We start from the raw sequence: 23,731 nt of genomic DNA, 5'->3' as shown, positions 1-23,731 counted from the left end.
AAACGTCACCTCCACCGGCCGATCTCGACGTTCTCCAGGACACCGAGCGCGTCCGGCACCAGGACCGCCGCCGAGTAGTAGGCGGTCACCAGGTAGTTGATGACGGCCTGCTCGTTGATGCCCATGAAGCGGACGGACAGGCTCGGTTCGATCTCGTCCGGGATCCCCGCCTGCCTGAGGCCGATGACCCCCTGGTCCTCCTCTCCCGTACGCATGGCGATGATCGAGGTCGTGCGCGCCTCGCTGATCGGGATCTTGTTGCACGGATAGACCGGCACCCCGCGCCAGGTCGGGATGCGGTTGCCGCCGATGTCCACGGTCTCGGGGACGAGTCCGCGCTTGTTCAGCTCGCGGCCGAACGCGGCGATGGCACGCGGGTGGGCGAGGAACAGCTTGGTGCCGCGCCTGCGGCTCAGCAGCTCGTCCATGTCGTCCGGGCTTGGCACGCCGTCGTGCGGCTGGATCCGCTGGTCGTACTCGCAGTTGTGCAGCAGACCGAACGCGCGGTTGTTGACCAGCTCGTGCTCCTGGCGTTCCTTCAACGCCTCGACGGTGAGCCGCAACTGCTGCTCCGTCTGGTTCATCGGCTGGTTGTACAGGTCGGCCACGCGCGTGTGGACGCGCAGCACGGTCTGGGCGATGCTCAGCTCGTACTCACGGGGCTTCGCCTCGTAGTCGACGAACGTGTGCGGGATGTCCGGCTCTCCGGAGTGGCCGGCCGCGAGGTCGAGCGCCTTCTCGCCGTACTTGTTGGTGCGCTGCGCCGGGATCGCGCGCAGCCGCCGCAGATGATCGCGCAGGGAGTCCGCGCGCTCCGCGACCTGTTCGAAGTCCCGGCGGGTCAGGATGAGCACCGTGCACGCGGTGCCCGCGCGGGCCGTGTACTCCCAGATGGCGTCCGGGTCGAGCAGCGCCTGTTCCCCGAAGTACGCGCCGTCGGCGAGGACCCCGAGGATCGCGTCGTCGCCGTACGGGCCCGTGCCGAGCTTTTCCACCCGGCCGTGCGCCAGCAGGAACACCTCGTCGGCCCGGCCGCCGAACGAGGCGATCACCTCGCCCGGGGCGAAGTCGCGTTGACGGCAGCGCTGGGCGAGTTCGGAGAGGACCTCCCCGTCCTCGTAGGACCGCAGGGCCGGCAGTTCGCCGAGTTCGGCGGGGATCACCTCGACCTGGTCGCCGGTCTTCACGAAAGTGATGCGGCCGTCGCCGACGGCGTACGTCAGCCGGCGGTTCACCCGGTACGTGCCGCCCTGTACGTTCACCCAGGGCAGTGTCCGCAGCAGCCAGCGGGAGCTGATCTCCTGCATCTGGGGCGCGGACTTGGTGGTGGTGGCCAGGTTCCGCGCTGCCGCCGTGTCCAAGGACTGCTGCGGCTTGCCCTGATCCGTGCGGACCTCTTCGCCTACCGACATAGAGAATTGCCCTCCCAGTCTGCACCGGCGCCGAACCGCGCCGGGCATCGGCCTCGCTCGCGACCAGCCTTCCAGCACGCTGCGTGATAGCACCATTACCCAAAAGAGCGGGAATGGCTCGTCACGCCGCTGGGCAGGAAGAGGGGCCTTCGGGCCGGACGGCGCCGGGCGCGCGCGATGTCCGGATCGACTCGCACGGCACCCGAACAAGGTGGCCAAGACGTCCGATTCCATTGACACTTACCGTGGTTGATCGATCGCAGCAGGTGAATCGTGTCCGGCACGAGGGAGGCGTCCATGGCTTCACCCATGTCCGCGAGCCGTTTTCGGGACGCCTTGAGAGCGGAGGGTGTCACGGTCGTGGAGGTCGGCGACTGGAAGCATCACAATCGCAATCACAAGGGCGCGTGGGGGCCCGTGCACGGGGTGATGATCCATCACACGGTGACCAGCGGCAGCGAGGCGACGGTGGCGCTCTGCCGGGACGGCCACGCCGATCTGCCGGGTCCGCTGTGCCACGGTGTGATCACCAAGGACGGCAAGGTCCACCTCGTCGGCCACGGCCGGGCCAACCACGCCGGGCTCGGCGACGACGACGTGCTCCGCGCGGTCATCGCCGAGACGGCGCTTCCGCCGGACAACGAGGCCAACACCGACGGCAACCGGCATTTCTACGGCTTCGAGTGCGAGAACCTGGGCGATGGCAAGGACCCGTGGCCGGCGGTCCAGCTCACGGCGATCGAGCGGGTGTCCGCGGCGATCTGCCGCCACCACGGCTGGACGGAACGCTCGGTCATCGGCCACCTGGAGTGGCAACCGGGAAAGGTGGACCCCCGTGGCTTCACCATGAACTGGCTGAGACAACGCATCAAGGAACGCCTGACCGACTGACCGACTGAGGTTTGCCGGGCGGCGGACAGCCAGGCTGCGGGCCGCCGATAGACGACCGGACGGCGGACGTTAGGCAGCCGGGCGGCGGCAAACGGCAGGACGGCGGCGAGCGGCAGGCAACGGGCGGCGGACGGCCAAGCGGCGGCTTCCGGTGGCCAGCCGGACGACGGCAGACGACAGGCGGCCGGTGCGGGGGCAGGCGGCCAGGCGGCGGACGGCGGCGGGCAGCAGACGGCCGGACCGCGGCGGCTGCCGGCGGGCAGCCAGGCGGCAGCGGACGGCAAACGGCCGGGCACCGGCGAGCGGCAGTCAGCCCGACGGCAACGGAAGGCAGGGGCGGCAGGATGCCGGACGGCGGCAGGCGACAGACTGCCGGGGCGGCGGCTGCCTATAGACGGCCGGACGGCGGTAGACGACAGCGGCTGCCGGTAGGTGGCCAGATGGCGGCGGACGGCCAGGGGTGGCAGAGGGTTGCGGGTGCCGGTGGGCGGTCGGGCAGCGGCGAGCGGCAAGCAGCCGGGCGGCGTACGGCCAAGGCGACGACAAGCGACCAGACGACAGCGCACAACAGACGACCAGGCGGCCTACGACCAAGGCGACGACAAGCGACCAGACGACAGCGCACAACAGACGACCAGGCGGCCTACGACCAAGGCGACGACAAGCGACCAGGCGACAGCGGACGGCCAGGGGGTGGCAGGCGGTTGCGGGTGCCGGTGGGCGGTCGGGTGGCGGGTGCCGGTGGGTGCCACGCGGCGGGCGTCACGGGTGACAATGGCGTCGTGGTCGCTTCTGGGTCTCTTGCCGCTCGGCTTCCGTCGCCCACCGAAGTCGTCGATGACCGGCGGTTCTCCCGGCACGGGATCCGTCTGCTGCTCAAGCGGGACGACCTGATCCACCCGGAGCTGATCGGCAACAAGTGGCGCAAGCTGGCGCCGAACCTGGCCGCGGCGGCGGGGCGGACGATCGTCACGTTCGGCGGGGCGTACTCCAACCACCTGCGGGCCACCGCCGCCGCGGGCCGCCTGCTCGGCCTGCCCACCATCGGAGTGGTCCGCGGCGAGGAGTTGGCCGACCGCCCCCTCAACCCCTCCCTGGCCCGGTGCGCGGCCGACGGCATGCGGCTGCACTTCGTCGACAGGTCGACGTACCGCGAGAAGACGGACCCGCGGACCCTGGCCGCCCTGCTGCGCGCGACCGGCGCCGAGGACGCCCACGTGATCCCGGAGGGCGGCAGCAACGCCGTAGCCGTACGCGGCTGCCGGGCCCTGGGCGAGGAACTGCGCGGGCAGGCCGACGTCGTCGCCGTCGCCTGCGGCACCGGCGGCACCCTGGCCGGTCTCGCCGCCGGCCTCGCCCCCGGCCGGCGCGCCCTCGGCATACCGGTACTCAAGGGAGGCTTCCTGGCCGCCGAGGTACGCGCACTCCAGGAGCGCGCCTTCGGCGCCCCGCGCGGCTCCTGGTCCCTCGACGACCGCTTCCACTGCGGCGGCTACGCCCGTACCACCCCCGAACTCGACGCCTTCGCCGAGGACTTCGAACAGCGCCACGGCCTGCCCGTGGAACGTCTCTATGTCGCCAAGTTGCTCTATGGCCTCGTCACCCTGGCGGACGAGGGCGCCTTCCCACCCGGCACGACCGTCGCGGCCGTCGTCACGGGCCGCCCCTTCCCGGAGCGCGGCTGAGCAGGTCCAGCGAAGTCCGCTGCGGTTCGACAGCGCCCCGAAGGGGCGCGAAGAACCGCGCGACCAGCCACAACGGCGCCGTGGACGACCGACGGCATGTCGCGGCGTTTCCAGCGGAGCGCTCAGGCGGTCTCGCGGTACGCGGCCGCCTCCTCCAGGTCCAGTCTGCGCAGCAGCGTGCGCAGCATCTCGTCGTCGATGTAGCGGCCGTCCCGCAGCCGTACGAACACATCGCGCTCGGCGCTGATCATCTCCCGGGACAGCCGGCGGTAGGTGTCGTCGGCGGTCTCCCCGGTCACCGGGTTCACCGCGCCGAGCCGTTCCCAGACGGCGTTGCGGCGGCGTTCCAGGACGTTGCGGAGGCGGTCGGCGAGCGGCTGCGGCAGGGCGTTGCGCTCGTCGGAGAGCAGGTCGTCGAGGCGTGCCTCGGCGGCCCGGGACGCCTGCGCCTGGGCATTGGCCTCGGCGAGGGTCTGCGTCTGCGGGTCGCGGCCGGGGAAGCGCAGCGCCCGGATCAGCGGAGGCAGCGACAGGCCCTGGACCACCAGCGTCCCGATGACCGTCGTGAACGTCAGGAAGAGGATCAGGTTGCGCTGCGGGAAGGGCGCTCCGCCGTGTGTGGTGACCGGGATCGAGAAGGCGATGGCCAGCGACACCACGCCCCGCATCCCGGCCCATGAAGTGATCATCGCGCCCCGCCAGGTGGGGTCGGTCTCGCGCTGTCTGATCCGGGCGGACAGCCGCCGGGGCAGGAAGGTGGCCGGATACACCCACACGAACCGGGCCGCGACCACCACCAGGAAGAGGGCGACCGCGTACCCGGCGGCCTCGGCGCCCGCGTACGATCCGAGGCCCCTGAGGACGACCGGCAGTTGCAGTCCGATCAGCGCGAACACCGCCGACTCCAGGACGAAGGCGACCATCTTCCAGACCGCCTCCTCCTGGAGCCGCGTGGCGAAGTCGACCTCCCACGCGCGGTGTCCCAGATACAGCGCGACGACGACGACCGCGAGCACACCGGAGGCGTGCACCTGCTCGGCGACGCTGTAGGCGACGAACGGGATCAGCAAGGAGAGCGTGTTCTGGAGCAGGGGCTCCTTCAGATGCGTGCGCAGCCAGTGGAGCGGTGCCATCAGCACCAGGCCGACGCCGACGCCGCCGAACGCGGCGAGCAGGAACTCGCCGATCCCGCCGGCCCAGGTGGCGCCCTCGCCCACGGCCGCCGCGAGGGCCACCTTGTACGCGGTGATCGCGGTGGCGTCGTTCAGCAGGGACTCGCCCTGGAGGATGGTCGTGATCCGGGAGGGCAGCCCGACCCGGCGGGCCACCGCCGTCGCCGCGACCGCGTCCGGCGGCGCCACCACTGCGCCCAGCACCAGGGCGGCGGTCAGCGGCATCCCTGGCACGATCAGGTAGACCGCCCAGCCGACGAGGAACGTCGCGAAGAGCACGTATCCCACGGAGAGGAGCGCCACGGGGCGCAGCTGAGCGCGCAGGTCCAGATAGGAGCTGTCGCTCGCCGAGGTGTACAGCAGCGGCGGCAGCAGGAGCGGCAGGACGACCTCCGGGTCGAGGGCGTACTCGGGCACCCCGGGGACGTACGAGACCGCCAGTCCGACCGCGACCAGCAGCAGCGGTGCCGGCACCGGGGTGCGCCGGGCGGCCCCCGCCACCGCCGCGCTGCCCGCCACCAGCAACAGCAGCGGCATCACGTCCATGTCCTCGCCCACCCTCTTTTCCGCGCGGTCAACCGCACGCCCGTCGTAATCTGGCAATCATGAAACAGTGCACGCACGCCGACGCGCTGCCGCACCCCGAGCCGGAGCCGCGCACCGAGACCTGCCCGGAATGTCTCGCACAGGGCACGCACCCGGTGCAACTGCGGCTCTGCCTGACCTGTGGCCACGTCGGCTGCTGCGACTCCTCGCCGGGCCGGCACGCGACGGGGCACCACGAGCAGTCCGGTCACCCGGTGATGCGGACCTTCGAGCCGGGCGAGAACTGGCGGTGGTGCTTCGTCGACCACGTCCTCGTGTGACACTGCATGACGACGCCCGGTCCCGACGGTTCGACCGTCTGACGCCTGGGTACGTCAAACCGGCGCGCGCTCTTCCCATTTGGGCCCGCAGACCCCTAGACACGGAGCGTATCCACAGTTTTACTGTGAGTAACGACAGGGGTTGGGGTCCCGGGGACAGAAAAGTTCGGAGCGCGATAGCGTCACCGCTGAACCAGGAACCGCGTTACCCCGAGGGGCGACCCTCGGCCCTGTAGAGCTTGTACCACCTTGGAGGTGAGGGTGTCCCAGATCGCAGGCGAGCCCGCGACCCAGGACTTCGTGGAAGTCCGGCTGCCGGCTGCGGGTGCCTACCTGTCGGTGCTGCGGACGGCCACGGCCGGACTCGCCGCCCGCTTGGACTTCACCCTGGACGAGATCGAGGACCTGCGCATCGCGGTGGACGAGGCCTGCGCGATCCTGCTCCAGCAGGCCGTGCCGGGCTCGGTGCTCAGCTGTGTCTTCCGCCTCGTCGACGACTCGCTGGAGGTCACGGTGTCCGCGCCGACCACGGACGGGCACGCCCCCTCGCGGGACACCTTCGCCTGGACCGTGCTGTCGGCCCTGGCGGGCAAGGTCTCCTCGGCCGTCGACGAGGACAAGACCGTGTCGATCAGCCTGTACAAACAGCGCGGCGCGGGACCCGGGCCGGCGTGAGGAACGGGGACGGGCCGGTGCGGGACGAAGAGCGCGGCACACGGGAACTGCCCGCCGAGGGCAAGGGCGCCCCGAGCGGATCTCGGCGCCCGGCGGACGGCATCGACGGCATCCCCGAACAGGCCAGGCCGCATCCGGAGGACGACTCCGCGCAGGCCGATCGGGACGGTGCCATGCAGAGCGCGCCTTCGGCGGGACGGAACGGGGTCGTGTCCCCAGTCCGAGCGGAGGCGAGGGCTCGGGGAAGGGCGACGGGCGGGACGATGAGCGAGCACGAGCGATACTCCGCGGACGACGCGCCGGGCGCACAGGGCGTTCCTGGCACGCAGCACGATCCTCAGGACCGCAGCGGGGCACGCGCCATGTTCGTCGAGCTGCGCACGCTCAAGGACGGCAGTCCGGAGTACGCGGAGCTGCGCAATCAGCTGGTCCGCATGCATCTGCCGCTCGTGGAGCACCTTGCGCGCCGGTTCCGCAATCGCGGCGAACCGCTCGACGACCTCACCCAGGTCGCCACCATCGGCCTGATCAAGTCCGTTGACCGGTTCGACCCGGAGCGCGGGGTGGAGTTCTCCACGTACGCCACGCCCACGGTCGTCGGTGAGATCAAACGGCACTTCCGGGACAAGGGCTGGGCGGTGCGCGTCCCGCGGCGGCTACAGGAGCTGCGGCTCGCGCTGACCACGGCCACGGCCGAGTTGTCGCAGTTGCACGGCCGCTCCCCCACGGTGCACGAGCTGGCCGAGAAGCTGGCCATCTCGGAAGAGGAGGTCCTGGAAGGGCTGGAATCGGCCAACGCCTACTCCACGCTCTCCCTGGACGTCCCCGACACCGACGACGAGTCCCCGGCGGTGGCCGACACGCTCGGCGCGGAGGACGAGGCGCTGGAGGGCGTCGAGTACCGCGAGTCCCTCAAGCCGCTGCTCGAAGACCTTCCGCCGCGCGAGAAGCGGATCCTTCTGCTGCGGTTCTTCGGCAACATGACCCAGTCGCAGATCGCCCAGGAGGTCGGCATCTCCCAGATGCACGTCTCCCGCCTGCTGGCCCGAACCCTGGCCCAGCTCCGCGAAAAGCTCCTCGTGGAGGAGTAGCCGACGCCCAGCCGGCAGCGGCAGCACGCTCCGCCGGCGGAAGCCGGGGCGCCTGCGACGGCGGGAGCCGGGAGTTGCTGCGGCGGGAGTCGGGAGCGGTGTCTCCGGGGCATCCCGGTGCCGCAGGCACCCCCCGGCCGCCGTCGCGCGCCGCCGCCGGCCGGGGCGATCGACGTTCCCTCGTGCTCGCGTTCTTCGGTGATCTCGACGGTGGCGTCGAGGATGCGCTGACGCGGCTCCAGCCCGTTAGCGCGCTTTCTGCGTGCCGCTTACGGCCTCGCCATGAGCCGATCTCCGGTACGCGACGCGCCTCGGTGCCTGACCGTCCCCGCCGCCTCCGTTGCGGTCCGTACCGGCGACGTCTTCTAGCGTCTGGGCTCCCGGGTGTGGCCCGGGGTGTGGATGCCCAGGGCCTGGGTGGTCTCCGCGTTGATCAGCAGGAACAGGGCCGCCACCGCCACCACCGCGAGCACGATGCCCGCCGGAATGGCCACGCTGTCGGCCTGGAGCAGGCTGTAGGCGACGGGCAGGGCCATGATCTGGGTGATCACGGCGGGCCCCCGGCTCCAGCTGCGCCGCAGCAGCAGACCGCGCGCGGCAAGCAGCGGCAGCAGCGCCAGGACGATCAGGGTGACGCCCAGCGTGATGGCCTGCTGCCGGTCGTCCGGCGCCCCGGTGAGGCCGAGGACGAACGTCCACACGCCCCCGATCACCAGCGCGGCCCCCTCCAGCGCGGCCAGCGCCGCCGCCAGGGTCAGCCGGCGCGGACGCGGGCCGTCGGCCGCCGCGGGGTTCGGGGAGGGGTTCTGCTCACTGCTCACCCCAGCAGCGTAGCCGCCGCCGCTCCACCCCGGGTGTCCAGGCCGACGCCCTGTCCTCTTACCGGATCCCTACCCTCGGTCTGGGCCCGGTACCACCCAGTAGGTACGCTGCACCCCATGCGTGCACTACTCGTGGTCAATCCAGCGGCAACCACCACAAGCGCACGTACGCGCGACGTACTGATCCACGCCCTGGCGAGCGAGATGAAGCTGGAGGCGGTCACCACCCAGTACCGGGGGCACGCGCGCGACCTGGGCCGGCAGGCCGCGGACAGCGACGACATAGACCTGATCGTGGCGCTCGGCGGCGACGGCACCGTCAACGAGGTCGTCAACGGCCTGCTGCACGGCGGCCCCGACCCCGACCGGCTGCCCGGCCTCGCGGTGGTGCCCGGCGGCTCCACCAATGTGTTCGCCCGCGCGCTCGGCCTGCCGAACGATCCGGTCGAGGCCACCGGCGCCCTGCTGGACGCGCTGAGCGAAAAGCGCGAGCGCGTCGTCGGCCTCGGCCTCACCGCGGGCACCCCCGGCACCGCCGACGAGTCGGTCCCGGCGCGCTGGTTCACCTTCAACGCGGGCCTGGGCTTCGACGCCGGCGTCGTCGGCCGCGTCGAGCAGCAGCGCGAACTCGGCAAGACGTCGACCCACGCTCTGTACGTCCGCCAGGTCCTGAGGCAGTTCCTCGGTGAGCCGAACCGCAGACGGGGCACGATCACTCTTGGCCGTGAGGGCGCCGACCCGGTTGACGATCTCGTCGTGGCGATAGTCTCGAACACGTCTCCCTGGACGTATCTCGGCAATCGCCCGATGTATACGTCGCCTAAGGCCTCGTTCGACAAGGGCATCGACGTATTCGGGCTCAGCCGCCTGTCCACGGCCGCGGTTGCCCGGTATGGCACCCAGTTGCTCACTTCGTCCCCCGAGCGTGGACCCCGCGGCAAGCACGTCGTGTCCCTGCATGACATGGACCGCTTCACCTTGCATTCGAAGGTGCCACTGCCCCTCCAGATGGACGGCGACCACCTCGGACTGCGTACGAGCGTGACGTTCACAGGCGTACGCCGTGCACTGCGTGTGATTGTGTGAGCGGAACGGCCCAAAGTCCTTTCACTCGAACGTTTAGGCCAGGCTCCACCCCATGGAAGTACGGCTGTGACCTAGTCGACACCGAGGAATCAAAAAAAACTTTTCGGAAGGGGTTGTATCCGCCGCTGAGGTTTGCGAGTCTCTACGTGGCGATCGGGACGGCCCGCAACACCGGCCTCCGCTGATCACCGGAACCCCTCTTCAAACCACAGGACCACGCCAGGGAACCTGGCGGTCGGCCCTTCACTTGTTGAGGGATTCGTGAAAGCGTTCACATTCACAAGCAACCTGCATGTAATACCAAGGAGAGGTAGCAGCCATGGACTGGCGTCACAACGCCGTTTGCCGCGAGGAAGACCCCGAGCTCTTCTTCCCCATCGGCAACACCGGTCCTGCGCTGCTGCAGATCGAGGAAGCCAAGGCCGTCTGCCGTCGCTGCCCGGTTATCGAGCAGTGCCTGCAGTGGGCGCTTGAGTCCGGTCAGGACTCCGGCGTCTGGGGTGGTCTCAGCGAGGACGAGCGCCGCGCCATGAAGCGCCGCGCCGCTCGCAACCGGGCCCGTCAGGCCACCGCCTGACACTCCCACCCCTGCACGACGGCCTGAGCTTGGCGGCGCGTACAGCGAGTGCGCATCTCCCGCCCCCGAGCCGCAGCGCGCAGTACCCCCGATGCGCTTAGAACACGCAGCAACGAGCACTGGCCTCGGACCCGACGCGGGTCCGGGGTCTTTTGCTGTACGGGGCTACTTCTGCGCCGGCACGGGGATGTCCAGGATCACCCGCGTCCCCCGTTCGGGCGCCGGCACCATGTCGAACGTACCGCCCAACTCGCCCTCGACCAGCGTCCGTACGATCTGCAGACCGAGGTTGCCCGAGCGGTGCGGGTCGAAGCCCTCGGGCAGGCCCACGCCGTCGTCCTGGACGGTGACGAGGAGTCGGGCCTCCGTGGTGGTGCCGCCGCGGACCGCCGTGACCTCGACGGTGCCGGTCTCGCCCTCGCGGAAGCCGTGTTCGAGGGCGTTCTGCAGGACCTCGGTGAGGACCATCGACAACGGGGTCGCGACCTCGGCGTCGAGTATGCCGAAGCGTCCGCTGCGCCGCCCGGTCACCTTGCCCGGCGAGATCTCCGCGACCATCGCGAGGACCCGGTCGGCGATCTCGTCGAACTCCACGCGCTCGTCCAGGTTCTGGGACAGCGTCTCGTGCACGATCGCGATGGAGCCGACCCGCCGCACCGCCTCCTCCAGCGCATCCCGGCCGCGCTCCGACTCGATGCGCCGGGCCTGCAGCCGCAACAGGGCGGCGACCGTCTGGAGGTTGTTCTTCACCCGGTGGTGGATCTCCCGGATCGTCGCGTCCTTGGTCATCAACTCGCGTTCGCGGCGCCGCAGTTCCGTGACGTCCCGGAGCAGTACCAGCGAACCGATGCGGGTGCCCTTGGGTTTGAGCGGGATCGCCCGGAACTGGATCACGCCGTCGGCCGACTCGATCTCGAACTCGCGGGGTGCCCAGCCGCTGGCGACCTTGGCCAGCGCCTCGTCCACCGGCCCCCGGGTCGGGGCGAGTTCGGCGGTGGTGCGGCCGAGGTGGTGGCCGAGCAGGTCGGCGGCGAGGCCGAGCCGGTGGTAGGCGGAGAGGGCGTTCGGGGATGCGTACTGGACGATGCCGTCCGCGTCGAGCCGGATCAGGCCGTCGCCGACGCGGGGCGAGGCGTCCATGTCGACCTGCTGGTCCGGGAACGGGAAGGAGCCGGCCGCGATCATCTGCGCGAGGTCGGAGGCGCTTTGCAGATACGTCAGCTCCAGGCGGCTCGGCGTGCGCACGGTCAGCAGGTTGGTGTTGCGGGCGATGACACCGAGGACGCGCGCCGCCCGGCGCACGGGGATCGACTCGACCCGGACCGGGACCTCCTCGCGCCACTCGGGGTCGCCCTCGCGCACGATCCGGCCCTCGTCCAGCGCCGCGTCCAGCATGGGGCGCCGGCCGCGCGGGACGAGATGGCCCACCATGTCGTCCTGGTAGGAGGTCGGGCCGGTGTTGGGGCGCATCTGGGCGACCGAGACGTACCGGGTGCCGTCGCGGGTGGGCACCCACAGGACCAGGTCGGCGAAGGAGAGGTCGGAGAGCAGTTGCCACTCCGAGACCAGCAGATGCAGCCACTCAAGGTCGGAGTCGTCGAGGGCGGTGTGCTGGCGTACGAGTTCGTTCATGGAGGGCACATGTGCGAGCGTACCCGGCGGTTTGTCCGGCCCTGAAAACAGCCGTTGCCCGGCCCCTGGAACACCCGCGGGCCGCGGCGCCTGAGAGGGACCCTCAACCCTCCCGGCACCGCAGCCCGGAGCAGCAACGGCCGTGGGGTGTGCGGTCCCGATCGGCCGAAGGATGAGGAGCCGGGGCAGTCAGGGCAGAGAGCTCCGGTTCCTCGGTCCGCCTTCCTGTGCGGGGAAGGCGGATGACTGGGGCTACGTCGTACGGTGCTGCCGTACGCGGTACCTGTACGCATTGTGGACTAGACCACGCGGGTGTGTCCATGTGTGGGAGCCTGTTCGTCTTCGACGCCGGCGCTCCGCTGGTGTGCCGTGTTGTGCGGGGGGTCGGCTGCGGCGGCGCTGGCAGGTCGCTCCCCCATCGCGGCGGAGCCGCATGTCGAGTACAGCCCCGCGCCCATTTGGGGTGCGCCCCGCCGTCCGCCGGCTGCGGCGCCGTCTTGGCTGGTCGCGCAGTTCCCCGCGCCCCTCCGGGGCGCTGTCGGATCGCGGTGGATTTCGCCGGACGGGCCGGTCACGAACGGGGCCAGATGGTCATGGCGAGCTCTGCGACCGCTTCCAGTTCCGCGCGGCTCGCTCCGTCGCGCGCCTGGTGGGACATGCCCTGGAAGACGGCCGCGGTATGACGGGCGAGGGCGGTGGCATCGGTGTCCGGCGCCAGTTCGCCACCGGCCACGTCCGCTCTTATGCGGCTCTCGATGGCCGCGATGTTGGCGTTGCGCTGCCGGCGCAGGTCCTCCTCCACCTCGGGGGTGGTGCAGTTGGTGGCCGCGTGGACGACCAGGCAGCCGTAGGGGTGGTCGGGGTCGGTGAACTCGGCGGCGGCCTCGCGCAGCAGCCGTTCGACGGCGGCGCGGGCGGTGGGTTCCTCCCGCAGGGCGCGCTGCGGGAACGATCCGTACGTGCCGTCGTAGACGCGCACGACCTCCTCGAACAGCGACCGCTTGTCACCGAAGGCCGCGTACAGGCTCGGGGCGCCGATGCCCATGATGCGGGTGAGGTCGGAGACCGAGGTGGCCTCGTAGCCGTGCTCCCAGAAGGCCCGGACCGCCTTTTCCAGCGCGGTCTCGCGGTCGAAGGAGCGGGGGCGGCCCCGGGTCCTGGCCGGCGGCGTGGCCTGCGTCTTCGGCTCCTGTCTGCGCACCATGGGGTGCATTTTATAGCGTCCCCTAGAGAAATGTCCGTGCCGTGTTGTACGGTCTTTCTGTAGCGACCATTAGACAATGGAGAAGGGGGCGCGGCATGGGCGCGTTGACGGGCAGGACGGCGCTGGTCACGGGCGCGGGCCGGGGCATCGGGCGCGGCATCGCCGAGCGGCTGGCACGCGACGGGGCGCGGGTCGCGGTGCACTACGGCCGCAGCGAGGCGGCGGCGCTGGAGACCGTCGCCGCGATCGAGGCGGCGGGGGGCTCGGCGTTCGCGATCGGCGCCGAACTGGGGCGGCACGCCGACGCCGCGAGACTGTGGCAGGAGTTCGACCGGCACACGGACGGGCTGGACATCCTGGTGAACAACGCGGGGATCGGCAGCACCCCGCCGATCGGCGAGATAAAGGAGGACGAGTTCGACCGGGTCTTCGCCGTGAACGTGAAGGCGCCGTTCTTCATCGTCGAGCAGGGCCTGCCGCGGCTGCGCGACGGCGGCCGGATCGTGAACATATCCTCGGGCCTCGCCCGGACCGCGGTCTTCCCGCACCAGATCGCCTACGCGATGACGAAGGGCGCCCTGGACGTCTTCTCCCGGGACCTGTCCAAGGTGCTCGGCCCCCGGGGCATCACCGTCAACTCGGTGGCCCCGGGCATCATCGACACCGACAACACCGCGGAGCTGCTGCATGGCACCGAGGACGGCTGGGCACGGGCCGCCGCGATCTCGGCGCTGGGCAGAGTGGGCGAGAGTGCGGATGTCACGGACGTGGTGGCCTTTCTGGTCTCCGACGCCGGGCGCTGGGTCACGGGCAGCTGGGTCGACGCGACGGGCGGCTCGCTCCCCTGAGCCGGCACCGGGTCCAGCGGCCGACGAGTCCCCCTTCACCCTCCGCCACAGTCCCTTTCACCTCTCCGCGAGAGTTCCGTTCCGCCCCTGCGCGAGGGGCCCCCTTCACCCCCCTGAAAGGTCGGCTTCATCCCCCCGAAAGGGCCGGCTTCGTCCCCTCCGAGAGGGTCGGCGCCAGCGCCGGCTCGATGCTAGATTGGTCTAAACCACATAGACGTTCCAGCCCTCTTCAGAACGGCAGGCCCAGCGTGGAAGTTGTCATCGTCCCGGACGCCGCGGCCGGCGGCGAGCTGATCGCCGAGGCCATGGCCCAGCTGCTCCGGCGCAAGCCAGACGCCGTGCTCGGCGTGGCCACCGGCTCGACCCCGCTGCCCATCTACCAGGCGCTGACGGCCAAGGTGCGCTCGGGCGCCGCGGACGTCTCGCGTGCCCGCATAGCGCAGCTCGACGAGTACGTGGGGCTGCCCGCGGACCACCCTGAGTCCTACCGTTCGGTGCTGCGCCGGGAGGTCCTGGAGCCGCTCGGGATCGCCATGGACGCGTTCATGGGGCCGGACGGCACGGCCGAGGACATCCTGGGTGCCTGCGCGGCGTACGACCGGGCGCTCGCCGAGGCCGGCGGCGTGGATCTGCAGTTGCTCGGGATCGGGACCGACGGGCACATCGGCTTCAACGAACCGTGCTCCTCGCTCGCCTCGCGCACCCGGATCAAGACGCTGACCCAGCAGACCCGCGTCGACAACGCGCGCTTCTTCGACGGCGACATCGAGCAGGTGCCGCACCACGTCATCACGCAGGGCATCGGCACCATCCTGGAGGCCCGGCACCTGGTGCTGCTCGCGACCGGCGAGGGCAAGGCGGACGCGGTCGCGGCGACCGTGGAGGGGCCGGTGGCGGCGGTCTGCCCCGCCTCGGCGCTGCAACTGCACCCGCATGCCACGGTCGTGGTGGACGAGGCCGCGGCGTCGAAGCTGAAGCTCGCCGACTACTTCCGGCACACGTATGTCAACAAGCCGGAGTGGCAGGGCATCTGACCGGTCCCGGCCGGCCCCGGATCGCTCCGGACCGGGCCGCACGCGGCGGGGCGCCGGCGTCCGCCGTGGAGCCGGGCCCAGCCGTGGCGCCAGGCACCGCCGTGGCGCCGGGCCCAGCCGTGGCGCCAGGCACCGCCGTGGCGCCAGGCGCCCTCGTCCGTCACGGTCGGCGCGCCCCGGCGACGATCTCCGCCGCCGCCCGCCCGCACACCCGGGCCGCGCCATGGGTGGCGATGTGCAGGGCGCCGCGCGGCGGGGCCTCGGGGATGCCCATCTCGACCACGATCGTGTCGGGGCGGGTCGCCAGCAGGGTGTCGAGGGCCGCCGTCATCCAGGGATGGCGGTGCTCGTCGCGGACGACCGCCACGATACGGCGGTCGCCCGCCGCGGCCAGCGCCACCGGTCCCGCGTCCGCGCCGGTGAAGCTGCCCGTCTCGGTGCCGGGCAGCAGCCGTGCCAGCTCCGCCGCGACACCCCAGGGGGTCTCGTCGCCGACGGCGATGTTCGCGACGGGGGTGAAGGCGGCGACGTAGGGGGCCGAGGCCGGCGGCTCGTAGGGGGCGGAGCGGGTCACGGTGAGCGCGCGCCGGGCGGCGACGAGCCCGATGTCGTCCTGGCCCTGGGGCGCCCCGGCCGCGAAGCCGTTGCCGGCGGGGGCCGCCGGGCCGTCCGTGCCGGGTGCCGTCCGCGCGGTCCAGCGGGCCAGCCGGCGCACCCGCTCGGCCGCGTCCGCGAGCCGTTCTTCGGGCAGTTCGCCCGAGCGGACGGCGGACACCAGGGCGTCCCGCAGTCGGCGCACCGTCTCGTCGTCGTTGAGGCCCCCGCCGACGCAGATCGCGTCGGCGCCGGCCGCCAAGGCGAGGACGCTGCCGCGTTCGATGCCGTAGGCGGCGGCGATGGCCTGCATCTCCATGCCGTCGGTGACGATCAGGCCGTCGTAGCCGAGTTCGCCGCGGAGCAGGTCGGTCAGGATACGGCGGGAGAGGGTGGCGGGGCGGTCCGGGTCCAGGGTGGGGACCAGGATGTGGGCGCTCATCACGGCCCGGGTGCCGGCCGCGATGGCCGCCCGGAAGGGGAGCAGATCGCGCGTCTCCAGGACCTCGGCCGGCGCGTCGATGCGGGGCATGGCGAGGTGGGAGTCGACGGCCGTGTCGCCGTGTCCGGGAAAGTGTTTGGTGCAGGCAGCCACTCCGGCGGACTGGAGGCCGGTGACATAGGCGGCCGTGTGCCGGGCGGCCAGGTCGGGGTCGGCGCCGAACGAGCGGACGCCGATCACCGGGTTGGCGGGGTCGGCGTTCACGTCGGCCGCCGGGGCCCAGTTGAAGTTCACCCCGCAGGCCGCGAGCCTGCGGCCGAGTTCGCGGGCCACCTCGTGGGTCAGCGCCACGTCGTCGACGGCACCGAGCGCGTGGTTGCCGGGGAAGCTGGAGCCCGTGCGCACCTCCAGACGGGTGACGTCCCCGCCCTCCTCGTCGATGGCGACCAGGACGTCGTCGCGTTCGGCGCGCAACTGGGCGGTCAGGGCGGCCAGTTGTTCGGGGGAGACGACATTGCGTCCGAACAGGCCGACCGATGCCAGGCCCTCGCCGAGCCGGCGCAGCAGCCAGTCGGGGGCGGTGGTGCCGGGGAAGCCGGGCTGGAGGACGGTGAGGGCGTCCCGGGTGAGGGTGTCGGTGCGGCCGGCCAGGGTCGTCATCGGGCGCGTCATCCCTTCACGGCGCCCGCGGTCAGACCCGCGGCCATCTTGCGCTGGACGAACAGGAACAGCACGACGATCGGTACGGCCATCATGGTGGCGCCGGCCATCATCGGCGCGTACTCGGTGCCGTGCTTGGTGGTGAAGTTGCCGAGCCACACGGTCGCGGTCTGGTGCTGCTGGCTCATCAGCATGAGGGCGTACAGGTACTCGTTCCATGCCTGGATGAAGCCGTATACGGAGGTGGCGACCATGCCGGGGGCGAGGAGCGGGAAGACGACGCGGACGAAGGCACCGGTGCGGGAGCAGCCGTCGACCATCGCGGCCTCCTCCAGTTCCTTCGGGATGTTGACGATGAAGCCGCGCAGCGTCCACACCGTGAAGGGGAGGATGAAGGTCAGGTAGGTGATGATGAGGCCGGTGAGCTTGTCGTACTGCTTCAGGTCGTTCAGCAGCAGGAAGACCGGGATGATCATGGCTACCAGCGGGACCATCTGCACCGCGAGGATGCCCACGATCACGATCTTGCGGCCGCGGAAGGCGAACCGGGAGATGGCGAGCGCGGCCAGCATGCCGACGACGACGCCGATCGCCACGACGGACAGCGACACGACCAGGCTGCGCCCCACGGGGCCCCAGAAGTCGGCGATGTCCAGCGCGCGGCTGAAGTTGGACAGGGTCAGGCCCGTGGGCAGCAGACTGGGGTCCGGGTCGATGGCGTCCTTGGCCGGCTTGAACGCCGTGTTGAGCATCCAGTAGACGGGGAAGCCGGCGATGACGAAGACAAGGAGGCCGAGGAGGTTCCAGCCGAGCCGGGATCCGTTCCTGCGCCGGCCGCCGGTGGCGATCGCGGGCGTGCCGCTCAGGCCGCTCGTGCTGCTCATGCCGCTCACTCGACTTCTCCGATCTTCAGCATCTGGCGCATATAGACGGCGACCACACCGAGCAGCAGCACCACGGTGATCAGGGCGATCGCCGAGCCCTGCGCGTAGTCGTTGACCACGAAGGCGCGGTCGTAGGAGTAGGTGGTGAGCAGCTGGAACTCGGCCTCCGGGTGCCCGTTGCGCATCACGAAGACCTGCGGGAAGACGCCCATGTCCCAGATGACCGACAGGGTCGTGAGCATCACGATGATCGGCTTGAGGATGGGCAGGGTGACATAGCGGAAGACGCCCCAGGCGCCCGCGCCGTCGAGGCGGGCGGCCTCCTCCAGTTCCTTGGGCACCTGGGTGAGGCCCGCGCTGAGCGTGATGACGACGAACGGCACGGCGCCCCAGACCACCAGCAGCATGATCACGGCCAGGCCCTCGGGCCCGCTCGCGAACCAGTTGTGGCCGATCAGATCGACGCCGGGCAGCCTGCTCAGCAGCGCGTTGAGGATGCCGTAGTCGGCGTCGAAGAGCCATTTGAAGACGGTGGTGGCGACGATGACGGGCATGCCCCAGCTCGCCACCAGCGCGATGTTGATCAGGGTCTTCACCCAGCCGGAGACCCGTTGCAGCAGCAGGGCGACCAGCATGCCGAGGACCATCGTGAAGATCACCGAGCCGGCCGCGAAGACGATCGTGCGCAGCACGACCTGCCAGAACTCGCCGTCGCCGAGGACTTCGGAGAAGTTGTCGAACCCGACCGACTCGGCCGGCTGGAAGCCCCACAGCTGGGACTGCCCGAACTTCTGGAAGGACAGGGTGACCAGGCGGACCAGCGGATAGCCCATGACCAGGACGAGGATCAGCAGGCAGGGGGCGAGCAGCAGCCAGGGGGTGCCCGCGCCGCCGGACGTGCGCTTTCCGCGTGGCCGTTGCGTGCCGCCCGGTGGTGGTGCCTGCCGCGGCGGCGGCACCGTGGCGGGGGTGGTCGTGTCTGCGGCACTCATCGCGCGCTCCTCAGCGGTCCCTCTGGTCGTACGAAGCCGACATCCCGTACGGAAGCCGGGGTTCCGCACGCAGGCCCGGTCCCGGAGGGCGGGTCTGGGTGCGCAGTCCGGGTCCCGGAGGGCCGCGCGGCGCCGGACCCGCGCGGCCGTACGAGAAGCAGGGCCCCCGCCCCCGGACTCCCCCGGGGTCCACGGGGCCCTGCGCTCACGTCACTTGGTGTTGATCACCTTGTCGATCGCGGCGTCCGCTTCCTTCGCGGCGGCCTCGACCGTCTTCTTGCCGGTGCCGATGTTCTGCAGCATGGTCTGCAGGACCTGGGCCTTCTCGACCTGGCCCCAGCCGGGGGCCATCGGGACGAACCAGTTGGACTCGGCCGCGGTGGCGGGTACGGCGGTCGCCGGGTCGTCCTTCAGGGTGGCGAGGTCCGTCTTGTTGTTGGGCAGGTTGCCCTTGGCCATCAGGCCCTTCTGGCCCTCGGGGCCGGTGAAGGCGTTGATCCACTCGGCGGCGACGGCCTGGGCCTTGGACTTCACCGGGATGGCGAGGTCGGAGCCGCCGAGGAAGACCGGCATGTTCTTGCCGGACGGGCCGGGCATCACGAAGTTCTCAAGGTTGTCCTTGAGCTTGCCGGTCTTGTCGTTCTTCGGGTCCGCCGCGGTCGCGCCCTCCCAGGCGGCGCCGAAGATCATGCCGGACTTGCCCTGGCCGTAGACGATGTAGCGGTCGGACTCGTCCTTGGTCTTGTCGCCATGCATGTAATGGTCGACGACGTTCTTGAACTCCGTGAGGCCCTTGACGGACTCGGGCGAGGAGAGGTTGCCCTTCCACTGGCCGCCCTCCTCCTTGGCGATGGAGCCGCCGGCGTCGTAGACGAAGGACATGGCCGCGTACCAGTCGCGGGTGGGCTGGTACCAGGCGCTGAACTTGTCGCCCTGCTTCTTCTGGATCTTGTCCAGGGCGGAGGTCAGCTCGGCGTAGGTCTTCGGGGGGGTCTTGACGCCGACCGAAGCGGCCACGTCCTTGCGCCAGTTGGCGACCCGGCCGCCGGCGTAGTACGGCACGCCGTAGGACTTGCCCTCGTACGTCACGGATGCCTTGAGGCCGTCGAGCCAGGCGGCGGAGTTGCTGTACTGGGCGGGGTCGACGGGGGCGAAGGCGCCCTTGACCATGTAGCCCAGCATCTCGGTGTTGCCCATCTCGACCACGTCGGGGGCCTTGTCCGTGGCGAGGACGGCGTCCAGCTTGGTGTTCTTGTCGGGCCAGCCGTAGTACTCGTGCTTGATCTTGATGCCGGGGTGCTTCTTCTCCACGGCGGCGTCGGCGGCCTTCACCAGATCGGGCCAGTTGTTCTGGGCGTCGACGGTGAGCCAGACGGTCAGTTCCTTGGCGTCCGCCCCCTTGCCCGAACCGCCGTCGTCCTTGTTGTCGCTGCCGCACGCCGCGATGGAGACGACCATGCCCGCGATACCGATCGCGGCTATCAGCCTGCGCTTCACGCCACCCTCCTCAGGGATGCCACAAACCCCCCTGCCTCCCCGCGGCGCGCGTCAGCGCTGTGTACCGCCCATGGGGCCGGGACCTGGACCAATGGTGTAGACCAGTACGGGGAGCTTGGCCCAGACCAATAGAGCTGTCAAGGCGTTCACGCAGGCTCCGGGCGTCCGTGATGCGACCGAGATATGCAGAGACCTTTCATTCCGCAAGCGACAGATCGGACGGACCACTTCGGCCGCGTCGGGGCCTCCCGAAGGGGCCCTATGGACTAGACCAACGGGGGTCGCGACGGTATACAGAGGAGATCACGGACCGTTCGGGTGGCCTCCCGTCACACGAAGCCGTGCCACGATGTGACCCGTGGCCGATGGGATGTCGGTCGCTTTCGGCACCAGGAGCCGGGAAGGCAGAACATGAGCACCGACGTCAGCAGTGCGGAGAACGAGGGTGGGACGACCGTCCGTACCGCGCGTGTGCCCAAGTACTACCGCCTGAAGAAACACCTGCTCGACATGACGGAGACGCTCCCGCCGGGCACCCCGGTTCCGCCGGAGCGCACGCTCGCCGCCGAGTTCGACACCTCGCGCACCACCGTCCGCCAGGCCCTGCAGGAGCTGGTGGTCGAGGGCCGGCTGGAACGGATCCAGGGCAAGGGCACCTTCGTCGCCAAACCGAAGGTCTCCCAGGCGCTGCAACTCACCTCCTACACCGAGGACATGCGCGCCCAGGGCTTGGAGCCGACCTCGCAGCTGCTGGACATCGGGTACATCACCGCGGACGACCGGCTCGCGGAACTGCTCGACATCACGGCCGGCGGCCGGGTGCTGCGCATCGAACGGCTGCGCATGGCCAACGGCGAGCCGATGGCCATCGAGACCACGCATCTGTCCGCCAAGCGCTTCCCGGCGCTGCGCCGCAGCCTCGTCAAGTACACGTCCCTGTACACCGCCCTCGCCGAGGTGTACGACGTCCGTCTCGCCGAGGCCGAGGAGACCATCGAGACCTCGCTGGCCACCCCGCGCGAGGCGGGCCTGCTCGGCACGGACGTGGGCCTGCCGATGCTGATGCTCTCCCGGCACTCGCGGGACGAGGACGGCAACCCGGTGGAGTGGGTGCGGTCGGTCTACCGCGGGGACCGCTACAAGTTCGTCGCACGGCTGAAGCGCCCGCAGGAATAGCCGGCCCGGCCCTTCGACCCGACTCGTCCGGCCCGGCTCGTCCGGCCCAGCTCTTCCGGTTCGGCCCCTCCGGCCCGGCTCGTCCGGCCCAGCAGGTCGCGATCGCCGTCCCGGACGCGTTGCGGGTGTGCATGCGGCACCTCCGCCGCCCGGCGACGGGCGCGCCGGGCGAGGCGCCCCGCGCCACCCCGGAGATCACCGCCCCAAACGGGCCGATCCCCGCACGGGCCGCGACGGGAGACGTCACGGCATGCGGCCGGCGGACCGCACAGGCCGCCCGGACCGCCCTGTCTGTACGGTAGTTGGCGGGCGAGCCGGCCCGCGAACGCCCTGTCGCGCACATCCGGAAGCGGCGTACCGAGGCGGCGCCGCCCCGCCGGGAATTCGAGCGGATGCGCACGGACCGCCAGGAACCGGACCCCCGCCAGGGCGTGCGCGGGCGCCGAGAGCGCCGTTTGCGACCGAAATACGGATGGGTACTTCCGCTTCATCGGCACCGTCACCTACATTGCCTGCGCGTTACAACAGGTCATTGGTGAGGGGACGGAGCCCAGACATGCCAGACACGTCCGAAGTGAAACCACCGGTGGTCACACCGGTACGGGTGGTGATCGCCCTGTGTCTCGTCGCACCGTTCGTGGCGATGCTCTGGGTCGGCTCCTACGCCAAGGTCGACCCCACGTTCATCGGGATCCCGTTCTTCTACTGGTACCAGATGCTGTGGGTGCTGCTCTCCACCGCGCTGACCATGATCGCCTACAAGCTGTGGCAGCGTGACCAGCGCGCCCGCCGGACCCAGGGCGGAGGTGACGCGCGATGAACGACGGCGTCAACGGCGTCGCGCTCGGCGTCTTCGTCTTCTTCTTCCTGGCCGTCACGGTCATGGGCTTCCTGGCCGCCCGCTGGCGCAAGGCCGAGAACGAGCACAGCCTCGACGAATGGGGCCTGGGCGGCCGGTCGTTCGGCACCTGGATCACCTGGTTCCTGCTCGGCGGCGACCTGTATACGGCCTACACCTTCGTCGCCGTACCGGCGGCGATCTACGCGGCCGGCGCGTCCGGATTCTTCGCCGTGCCCTACACGATCCTCGTCTATCCGCTGATCTTCACCTTCCTGCCCCGCCTGTGGTCGGTCTCGCACCGGCACGGCTACGTGACGACCTCGGACTTCGTGCGCGGCCGGTTCGGCTCCAAGGGGCTGTCGCTGGCGGTGGCGCTGACCGGCATCCTCGCCACGATGCCCTACATCGCGCTCCAACTGGTCGGCATCCAGGCGGTCCTCGACGTGATGGGCGTGGGCGGCGGCGAGAACACCAACTGGTTCGTCAAGGACCTGCCGCTGCTGCTCGCCTTCGGCGTGCTGGCCGCGTACACCTACTCCTCCGGTCTGAGGGCACCCGCGCTGATCGCGTTCGTCAAGGACACACTGATCTACATCGTGATCGCCGTGGCGATCATCTACATCCCGATCAAGCTGGGCGGGTTCGACGACATCTTCGCCAAGGCCGGCGACGCCTTCGCCCAGACCAATCCGGCCACGGGCGCGCCGCGCGGGGCGCTCGCCCCGCCGGAGGCGGGCCAGTGGACGTACGCCACGCTGGCCCTCGGCTCCGCGCTCGCGCTGTTCATGTATCCGCACTCGATCACCGCGACGCTGTCCTCGCGCAGCCGTGAGGTGATCCGCCGCAACACCACGATCCTGCCGCTGTACTCCCTGATGCTCGGCCTGCTCGGGCTGCTCGGCTTCATGGCGATCGCGGCCGGGGTCAAGGTCTCCAACGGCCAACTGGCCATCCCCCAGCTGTTCGAGGACATGTTCCCCGACTGGTTCGCGGGGGTGGCGTTCGCGGCGATCGGCATCGGCGCCCTGGTGCCCGCGGCCATCATGTCCATCGCGGCCGCGAACCTGTTCACCCGCAACATCTACAAGGACTTCATCAATCCGCACGCGACGGCCCATCAGGAGACCCGGGTCTCCAAGATCGTGTCGCTGCTGGTGAAGGTGGGCGCGCTGGTCTTCGTGCTGACCATGGACAAGACGGTCGCCATCAACTTCCAACTGCTGGGCGGCATCTGGATCCTGCAGACCTTCCCGGCCCTGGTCGGCGGCCTGTTCACCCGCTGGTTCCACCGCTGGGCGCTGCTCGCGGGCTGGGCGGTCGGCATGGTGTACGGCACGGTCGCCGCGTACGAGGTGGCCTCGCCGACGCAGAAGCACTTCGGCGGCTCGGCCAAGGAGATCCCCGGGATCGGTGAGATCGGCTACATCGGCATGACGGCGTTCGTGCTCAACGTCCTCGTCACCGTCGTCCTGACCTTCGTCCTGAAGGCCGTGAAGGCTCCCGAGGGCGTGGACGAGACGAGCCCGCAGGACTACACGGCCGACGCGGGCGACGCCGGCGTCCAGGTGGAGCTTCCGCCCGCCACGGCGGGCGCCGGGCACTGACAACACGAACACGCCCCGCACGGGCGCTGTGGCGCTGACAGCACGCC

21 protein-coding genes are annotated in these 23,731 nt (G+C 70.5%); 12 read left to right on the top strand and 9 right to left on the bottom strand.

All coding sequences use genetic code 11. The features are described from left to right. Nucleotides 1-5 precede the first annotated feature (5 nt). On the bottom strand, nucleotides 6-1,412 hold the full coding sequence (locus tag AC27LF_RS32310) for a family 2B encapsulin nanocompartment shell protein (protein WP_479662083.1): 1,407 nt from the start codon (nucleotides 1,410-1,412) through the stop codon (nucleotides 6-8). 297 nt (nucleotides 1,413-1,709) lie between these two features. On the opposite strand from AC27LF_RS32310, the gene AC27LF_RS32305 reads away from it, so the two are divergent. Both AC27LF_RS32305 and AC27LF_RS32300 read left to right on the top strand, forming a co-directional pair. Next, complete coding sequence (locus AC27LF_RS32305) at nucleotides 1,710-2,303, top strand: N-acetylmuramoyl-L-alanine amidase (RefSeq protein ID WP_479662084.1); 594 nt, start codon at nucleotides 1,710-1,712, stop codon at nucleotides 2,301-2,303. 782 nt (nucleotides 2,304-3,085) lie between these two features. Then, nucleotides 3,086-3,988 carry a 1-aminocyclopropane-1-carboxylate deaminase/D-cysteine desulfhydrase gene (locus tag AC27LF_RS32300; protein WP_479662085.1) on the top strand — a complete coding sequence of 301 codons (903 nt, stop codon included), beginning with the start codon at nucleotides 3,086-3,088 and terminating at the stop codon, nucleotides 3,986-3,988. Between the two features lie 122 nt (nucleotides 3,989-4,110). Here AC27LF_RS32300 and AC27LF_RS32295 read toward each other — a convergent pair whose 3' ends face one another. Continuing rightward, nucleotides 4,111-5,706, bottom strand: a complete 1,596-nt coding sequence (locus AC27LF_RS32295; RefSeq protein ID WP_479662086.1) for a Na+/H+ antiporter — start codon at nucleotides 5,704-5,706, stop codon at nucleotides 4,111-4,113. Between the two features lie 59 nt (nucleotides 5,707-5,765). Here AC27LF_RS32295 and AC27LF_RS32290 point away from each other — a divergent pair, with 59 nt between their 5' ends. The 3 genes from AC27LF_RS32290 (at nucleotide 5,766) to AC27LF_RS32280 (ending at nucleotide 7,792) form a co-directional block, all read left to right on the top strand. Then, a complete protein-coding gene (locus tag AC27LF_RS32290) occupies nucleotides 5,766-6,026 on the top strand; it encodes a UBP-type zinc finger domain-containing protein (protein WP_479662087.1) in 261 nt (86 codons plus the stop codon). Between the two features lie 261 nt (nucleotides 6,027-6,287). Then, nucleotides 6,288-6,701 (top strand): ATP-binding protein, encoded by a 414-nt coding sequence (locus tag AC27LF_RS32285; RefSeq protein ID WP_004925829.1) that lies wholly within the window; start codon nucleotides 6,288-6,290, stop codon nucleotides 6,699-6,701. A gap of 17 nt (nucleotides 6,702-6,718) precedes the next feature. Continuing rightward, entirely contained in the window at nucleotides 6,719-7,792 is a 1,074-nt protein-coding gene (locus tag AC27LF_RS32280; RefSeq protein ID WP_479662088.1) for an RNA polymerase sigma factor SigF, read from the top strand. 365 nt (nucleotides 7,793-8,157) lie between these two features. Here the strand turns inward: AC27LF_RS32280 and AC27LF_RS32275 are convergent, their stop codons facing one another. Then, nucleotides 8,158-8,613, bottom strand: coding sequence for a hypothetical protein (locus AC27LF_RS32275; RefSeq protein ID WP_479662089.1), 456 nt, complete (start codon nucleotides 8,611-8,613; stop codon nucleotides 8,158-8,160). 117 nt (nucleotides 8,614-8,730) lie between these two features. On the opposite strand from AC27LF_RS32275, the gene AC27LF_RS32270 reads away from it, so the two are divergent. Both AC27LF_RS32270 and AC27LF_RS32265 read left to right on the top strand, forming a co-directional pair. Further along, on the top strand, nucleotides 8,731-9,699 hold the full coding sequence (locus AC27LF_RS32270) for a diacylglycerol/lipid kinase family protein (RefSeq protein ID WP_479662090.1): 969 nt from the start codon (nucleotides 8,731-8,733) through the stop codon (nucleotides 9,697-9,699). A 319-nt stretch (nucleotides 9,700-10,018) separates the two neighbouring features. Next, complete coding sequence (locus tag AC27LF_RS32265; protein ID WP_007491230.1) at nucleotides 10,019-10,276, top strand: WhiB family transcriptional regulator; 258 nt, start codon at nucleotides 10,019-10,021, stop codon at nucleotides 10,274-10,276. A 165-nt stretch (nucleotides 10,277-10,441) separates the two neighbouring features. Here the strand turns inward: AC27LF_RS32265 and AC27LF_RS32260 are convergent, their stop codons facing one another. Both AC27LF_RS32260 and AC27LF_RS32255 read right to left on the bottom strand, forming a co-directional pair. After that, nucleotides 10,442-11,908, bottom strand: coding sequence for a sensor histidine kinase (locus tag AC27LF_RS32260; protein ID WP_479662094.1), 1,467 nt, complete (start codon nucleotides 11,906-11,908; stop codon nucleotides 10,442-10,444). 571 nt (nucleotides 11,909-12,479) lie between these two features. Beyond that, entirely contained in the window at nucleotides 12,480-13,112 is a 633-nt protein-coding gene (locus AC27LF_RS32255; RefSeq protein ID WP_479662091.1) for a TetR/AcrR family transcriptional regulator, read from the bottom strand. A 95-nt stretch (nucleotides 13,113-13,207) separates the two neighbouring features. Here AC27LF_RS32255 and AC27LF_RS32250 point away from each other — a divergent pair, with 95 nt between their 5' ends. Together AC27LF_RS32250 and nagB are read left to right on the top strand one after the other, a co-directional pair. After that, nucleotides 13,208-13,960: an SDR family oxidoreductase gene (locus AC27LF_RS32250; RefSeq protein WP_479662092.1), complete on the top strand. Its 753-nt coding sequence runs from the start codon at nucleotides 13,208-13,210 to the stop codon at nucleotides 13,958-13,960. Between the two features lie 248 nt (nucleotides 13,961-14,208). Next, on the top strand, nucleotides 14,209-14,994 hold the full coding sequence (gene nagB / locus AC27LF_RS32245; RefSeq protein ID WP_479662093.1) for a glucosamine-6-phosphate deaminase: 786 nt from the start codon (nucleotides 14,209-14,211) through the stop codon (nucleotides 14,992-14,994). A 160-nt stretch (nucleotides 14,995-15,154) separates the two neighbouring features. Here nagB and AC27LF_RS32240 read toward each other — a convergent pair whose 3' ends face one another. The 4 genes from AC27LF_RS32240 to AC27LF_RS32225 form a co-directional block, all read right to left on the bottom strand. Next, nucleotides 15,155-16,690, bottom strand: a complete 1,536-nt coding sequence (locus AC27LF_RS32240; protein WP_479663124.1) for a glycoside hydrolase family 3 protein — start codon at nucleotides 16,688-16,690, stop codon at nucleotides 15,155-15,157. A gap of 8 nt (nucleotides 16,691-16,698) precedes the next feature. After that, a complete protein-coding gene (locus AC27LF_RS32235; protein WP_479656184.1) occupies nucleotides 16,699-17,574 on the bottom strand; it encodes a carbohydrate ABC transporter permease in 876 nt (291 codons plus the stop codon). A gap of 5 nt (nucleotides 17,575-17,579) precedes the next feature. Beyond that, nucleotides 17,580-18,566: a carbohydrate ABC transporter permease gene (locus AC27LF_RS32230; protein WP_479656185.1), complete on the bottom strand. Its 987-nt coding sequence runs from the start codon at nucleotides 18,564-18,566 to the stop codon at nucleotides 17,580-17,582. 210 nt (nucleotides 18,567-18,776) lie between these two features. Beyond that, the gene (locus tag AC27LF_RS32225; RefSeq protein WP_479656186.1) at nucleotides 18,777-20,063 is read right to left on the bottom strand and encodes an extracellular solute-binding protein; all 1,287 of its coding nucleotides are present in this window, start codon (nucleotides 20,061-20,063) and stop codon (nucleotides 18,777-18,779) included. Nucleotides 20,064-20,474: 411 nt separating this feature from the next. Between AC27LF_RS32225 and AC27LF_RS32220 the strand changes: the two genes are divergently transcribed. From AC27LF_RS32220 to mctP, 3 genes are all read left to right on the top strand, one after another. After that, nucleotides 20,475-21,239: a GntR family transcriptional regulator gene (locus AC27LF_RS32220; RefSeq protein ID WP_479656187.1), complete on the top strand. Its 765-nt coding sequence runs from the start codon at nucleotides 20,475-20,477 to the stop codon at nucleotides 21,237-21,239. Nucleotides 21,240-21,795: 556 nt separating this feature from the next. Next, complete coding sequence (locus AC27LF_RS32215) at nucleotides 21,796-22,059, top strand: DUF3311 domain-containing protein (protein WP_479656188.1); 264 nt, start codon at nucleotides 21,796-21,798, stop codon at nucleotides 22,057-22,059. Beyond that, the gene (mctP, locus tag AC27LF_RS32210) at nucleotides 22,056-23,684 is read left to right on the top strand and encodes a monocarboxylate uptake permease MctP (RefSeq protein WP_479656189.1); all 1,629 of its coding nucleotides are present in this window, start codon (nucleotides 22,056-22,058) and stop codon (nucleotides 23,682-23,684) included. Before AC27LF_RS32215 ends, mctP begins: the two co-directional genes overlap by 4 nt. The last annotated feature ends 47 nt before the right edge of the window (nucleotides 23,685-23,731 follow it).

This window comes from Streptomyces diversicolor, assembly GCF_057537855.1.
The sequence above is the reverse complement of the archived record's forward strand: the minus strand, read 5'-3'. Positions and strand labels throughout refer to the sequence as shown.

What these genes read in the sequence shown, in the direction of transcription:
- mctP (WP_479656189.1), top strand. Translation starts at nt 22,056, where the DNA reads ATGAACGACGGCGTCAACGGCGTCGCGCTCGGCGTCTTCGTCTTCTTC.
- AC27LF_RS32265 (WP_007491230.1), top strand. Translation starts at nt 10,019, where the DNA reads ATGGACTGGCGTCACAACGCCGTTTGCCGCGAGGAAGACCCCGAGCTC.
- AC27LF_RS32270 (WP_479662090.1), top strand. Translation starts at nt 8,731, where the DNA reads ATGCGTGCACTACTCGTGGTCAATCCAGCGGCAACCACCACAAGCGCA.
- AC27LF_RS32305 (WP_479662084.1), top strand. Translation starts at nt 1,710, where the DNA reads ATGGCTTCACCCATGTCCGCGAGCCGTTTTCGGGACGCCTTGAGAGCG.
- AC27LF_RS32290 (WP_479662087.1), top strand. Translation starts at nt 5,766, where the DNA reads ATGAAACAGTGCACGCACGCCGACGCGCTGCCGCACCCCGAGCCGGAG.
- AC27LF_RS32255 (WP_479662091.1), bottom strand. Translation starts at nt 13,112, where the DNA reads ATGGTGCGCAGACAGGAGCCGAAGACGCAGGCCACGCCGCCGGCCAGG.
- AC27LF_RS32240 (WP_479663124.1), bottom strand. Translation starts at nt 16,690, where the DNA reads ATGACGACCCTGGCCGGCCGCACCGACACCCTCACCCGGGACGCCCTC.
- AC27LF_RS32220 (WP_479656187.1), top strand. Translation starts at nt 20,475, where the DNA reads ATGAGCACCGACGTCAGCAGTGCGGAGAACGAGGGTGGGACGACCGTC.
- AC27LF_RS32215 (WP_479656188.1), top strand. Translation starts at nt 21,796, where the DNA reads ATGCCAGACACGTCCGAAGTGAAACCACCGGTGGTCACACCGGTACGG.
- AC27LF_RS32260 (WP_479662094.1), bottom strand. Translation starts at nt 11,908, where the DNA reads ATGAACGAACTCGTACGCCAGCACACCGCCCTCGACGACTCCGACCTT.
- AC27LF_RS32235 (WP_479656184.1), bottom strand. Translation starts at nt 17,574, where the DNA reads ATGAGCAGCACGAGCGGCCTGAGCGGCACGCCCGCGATCGCCACCGGC.
- AC27LF_RS32250 (WP_479662092.1), top strand. Translation starts at nt 13,208, where the DNA reads ATGGGCGCGTTGACGGGCAGGACGGCGCTGGTCACGGGCGCGGGCCGG.
- AC27LF_RS32230 (WP_479656185.1), bottom strand. Translation starts at nt 18,566, where the DNA reads ATGAGTGCCGCAGACACGACCACCCCCGCCACGGTGCCGCCGCCGCGG.
- AC27LF_RS32295 (WP_479662086.1), bottom strand. Translation starts at nt 5,706, where the DNA reads ATGGACGTGATGCCGCTGCTGTTGCTGGTGGCGGGCAGCGCGGCGGTG.
- AC27LF_RS32310 (WP_479662083.1), bottom strand. Translation starts at nt 1,412, where the DNA reads ATGTCGGTAGGCGAAGAGGTCCGCACGGATCAGGGCAAGCCGCAGCAG.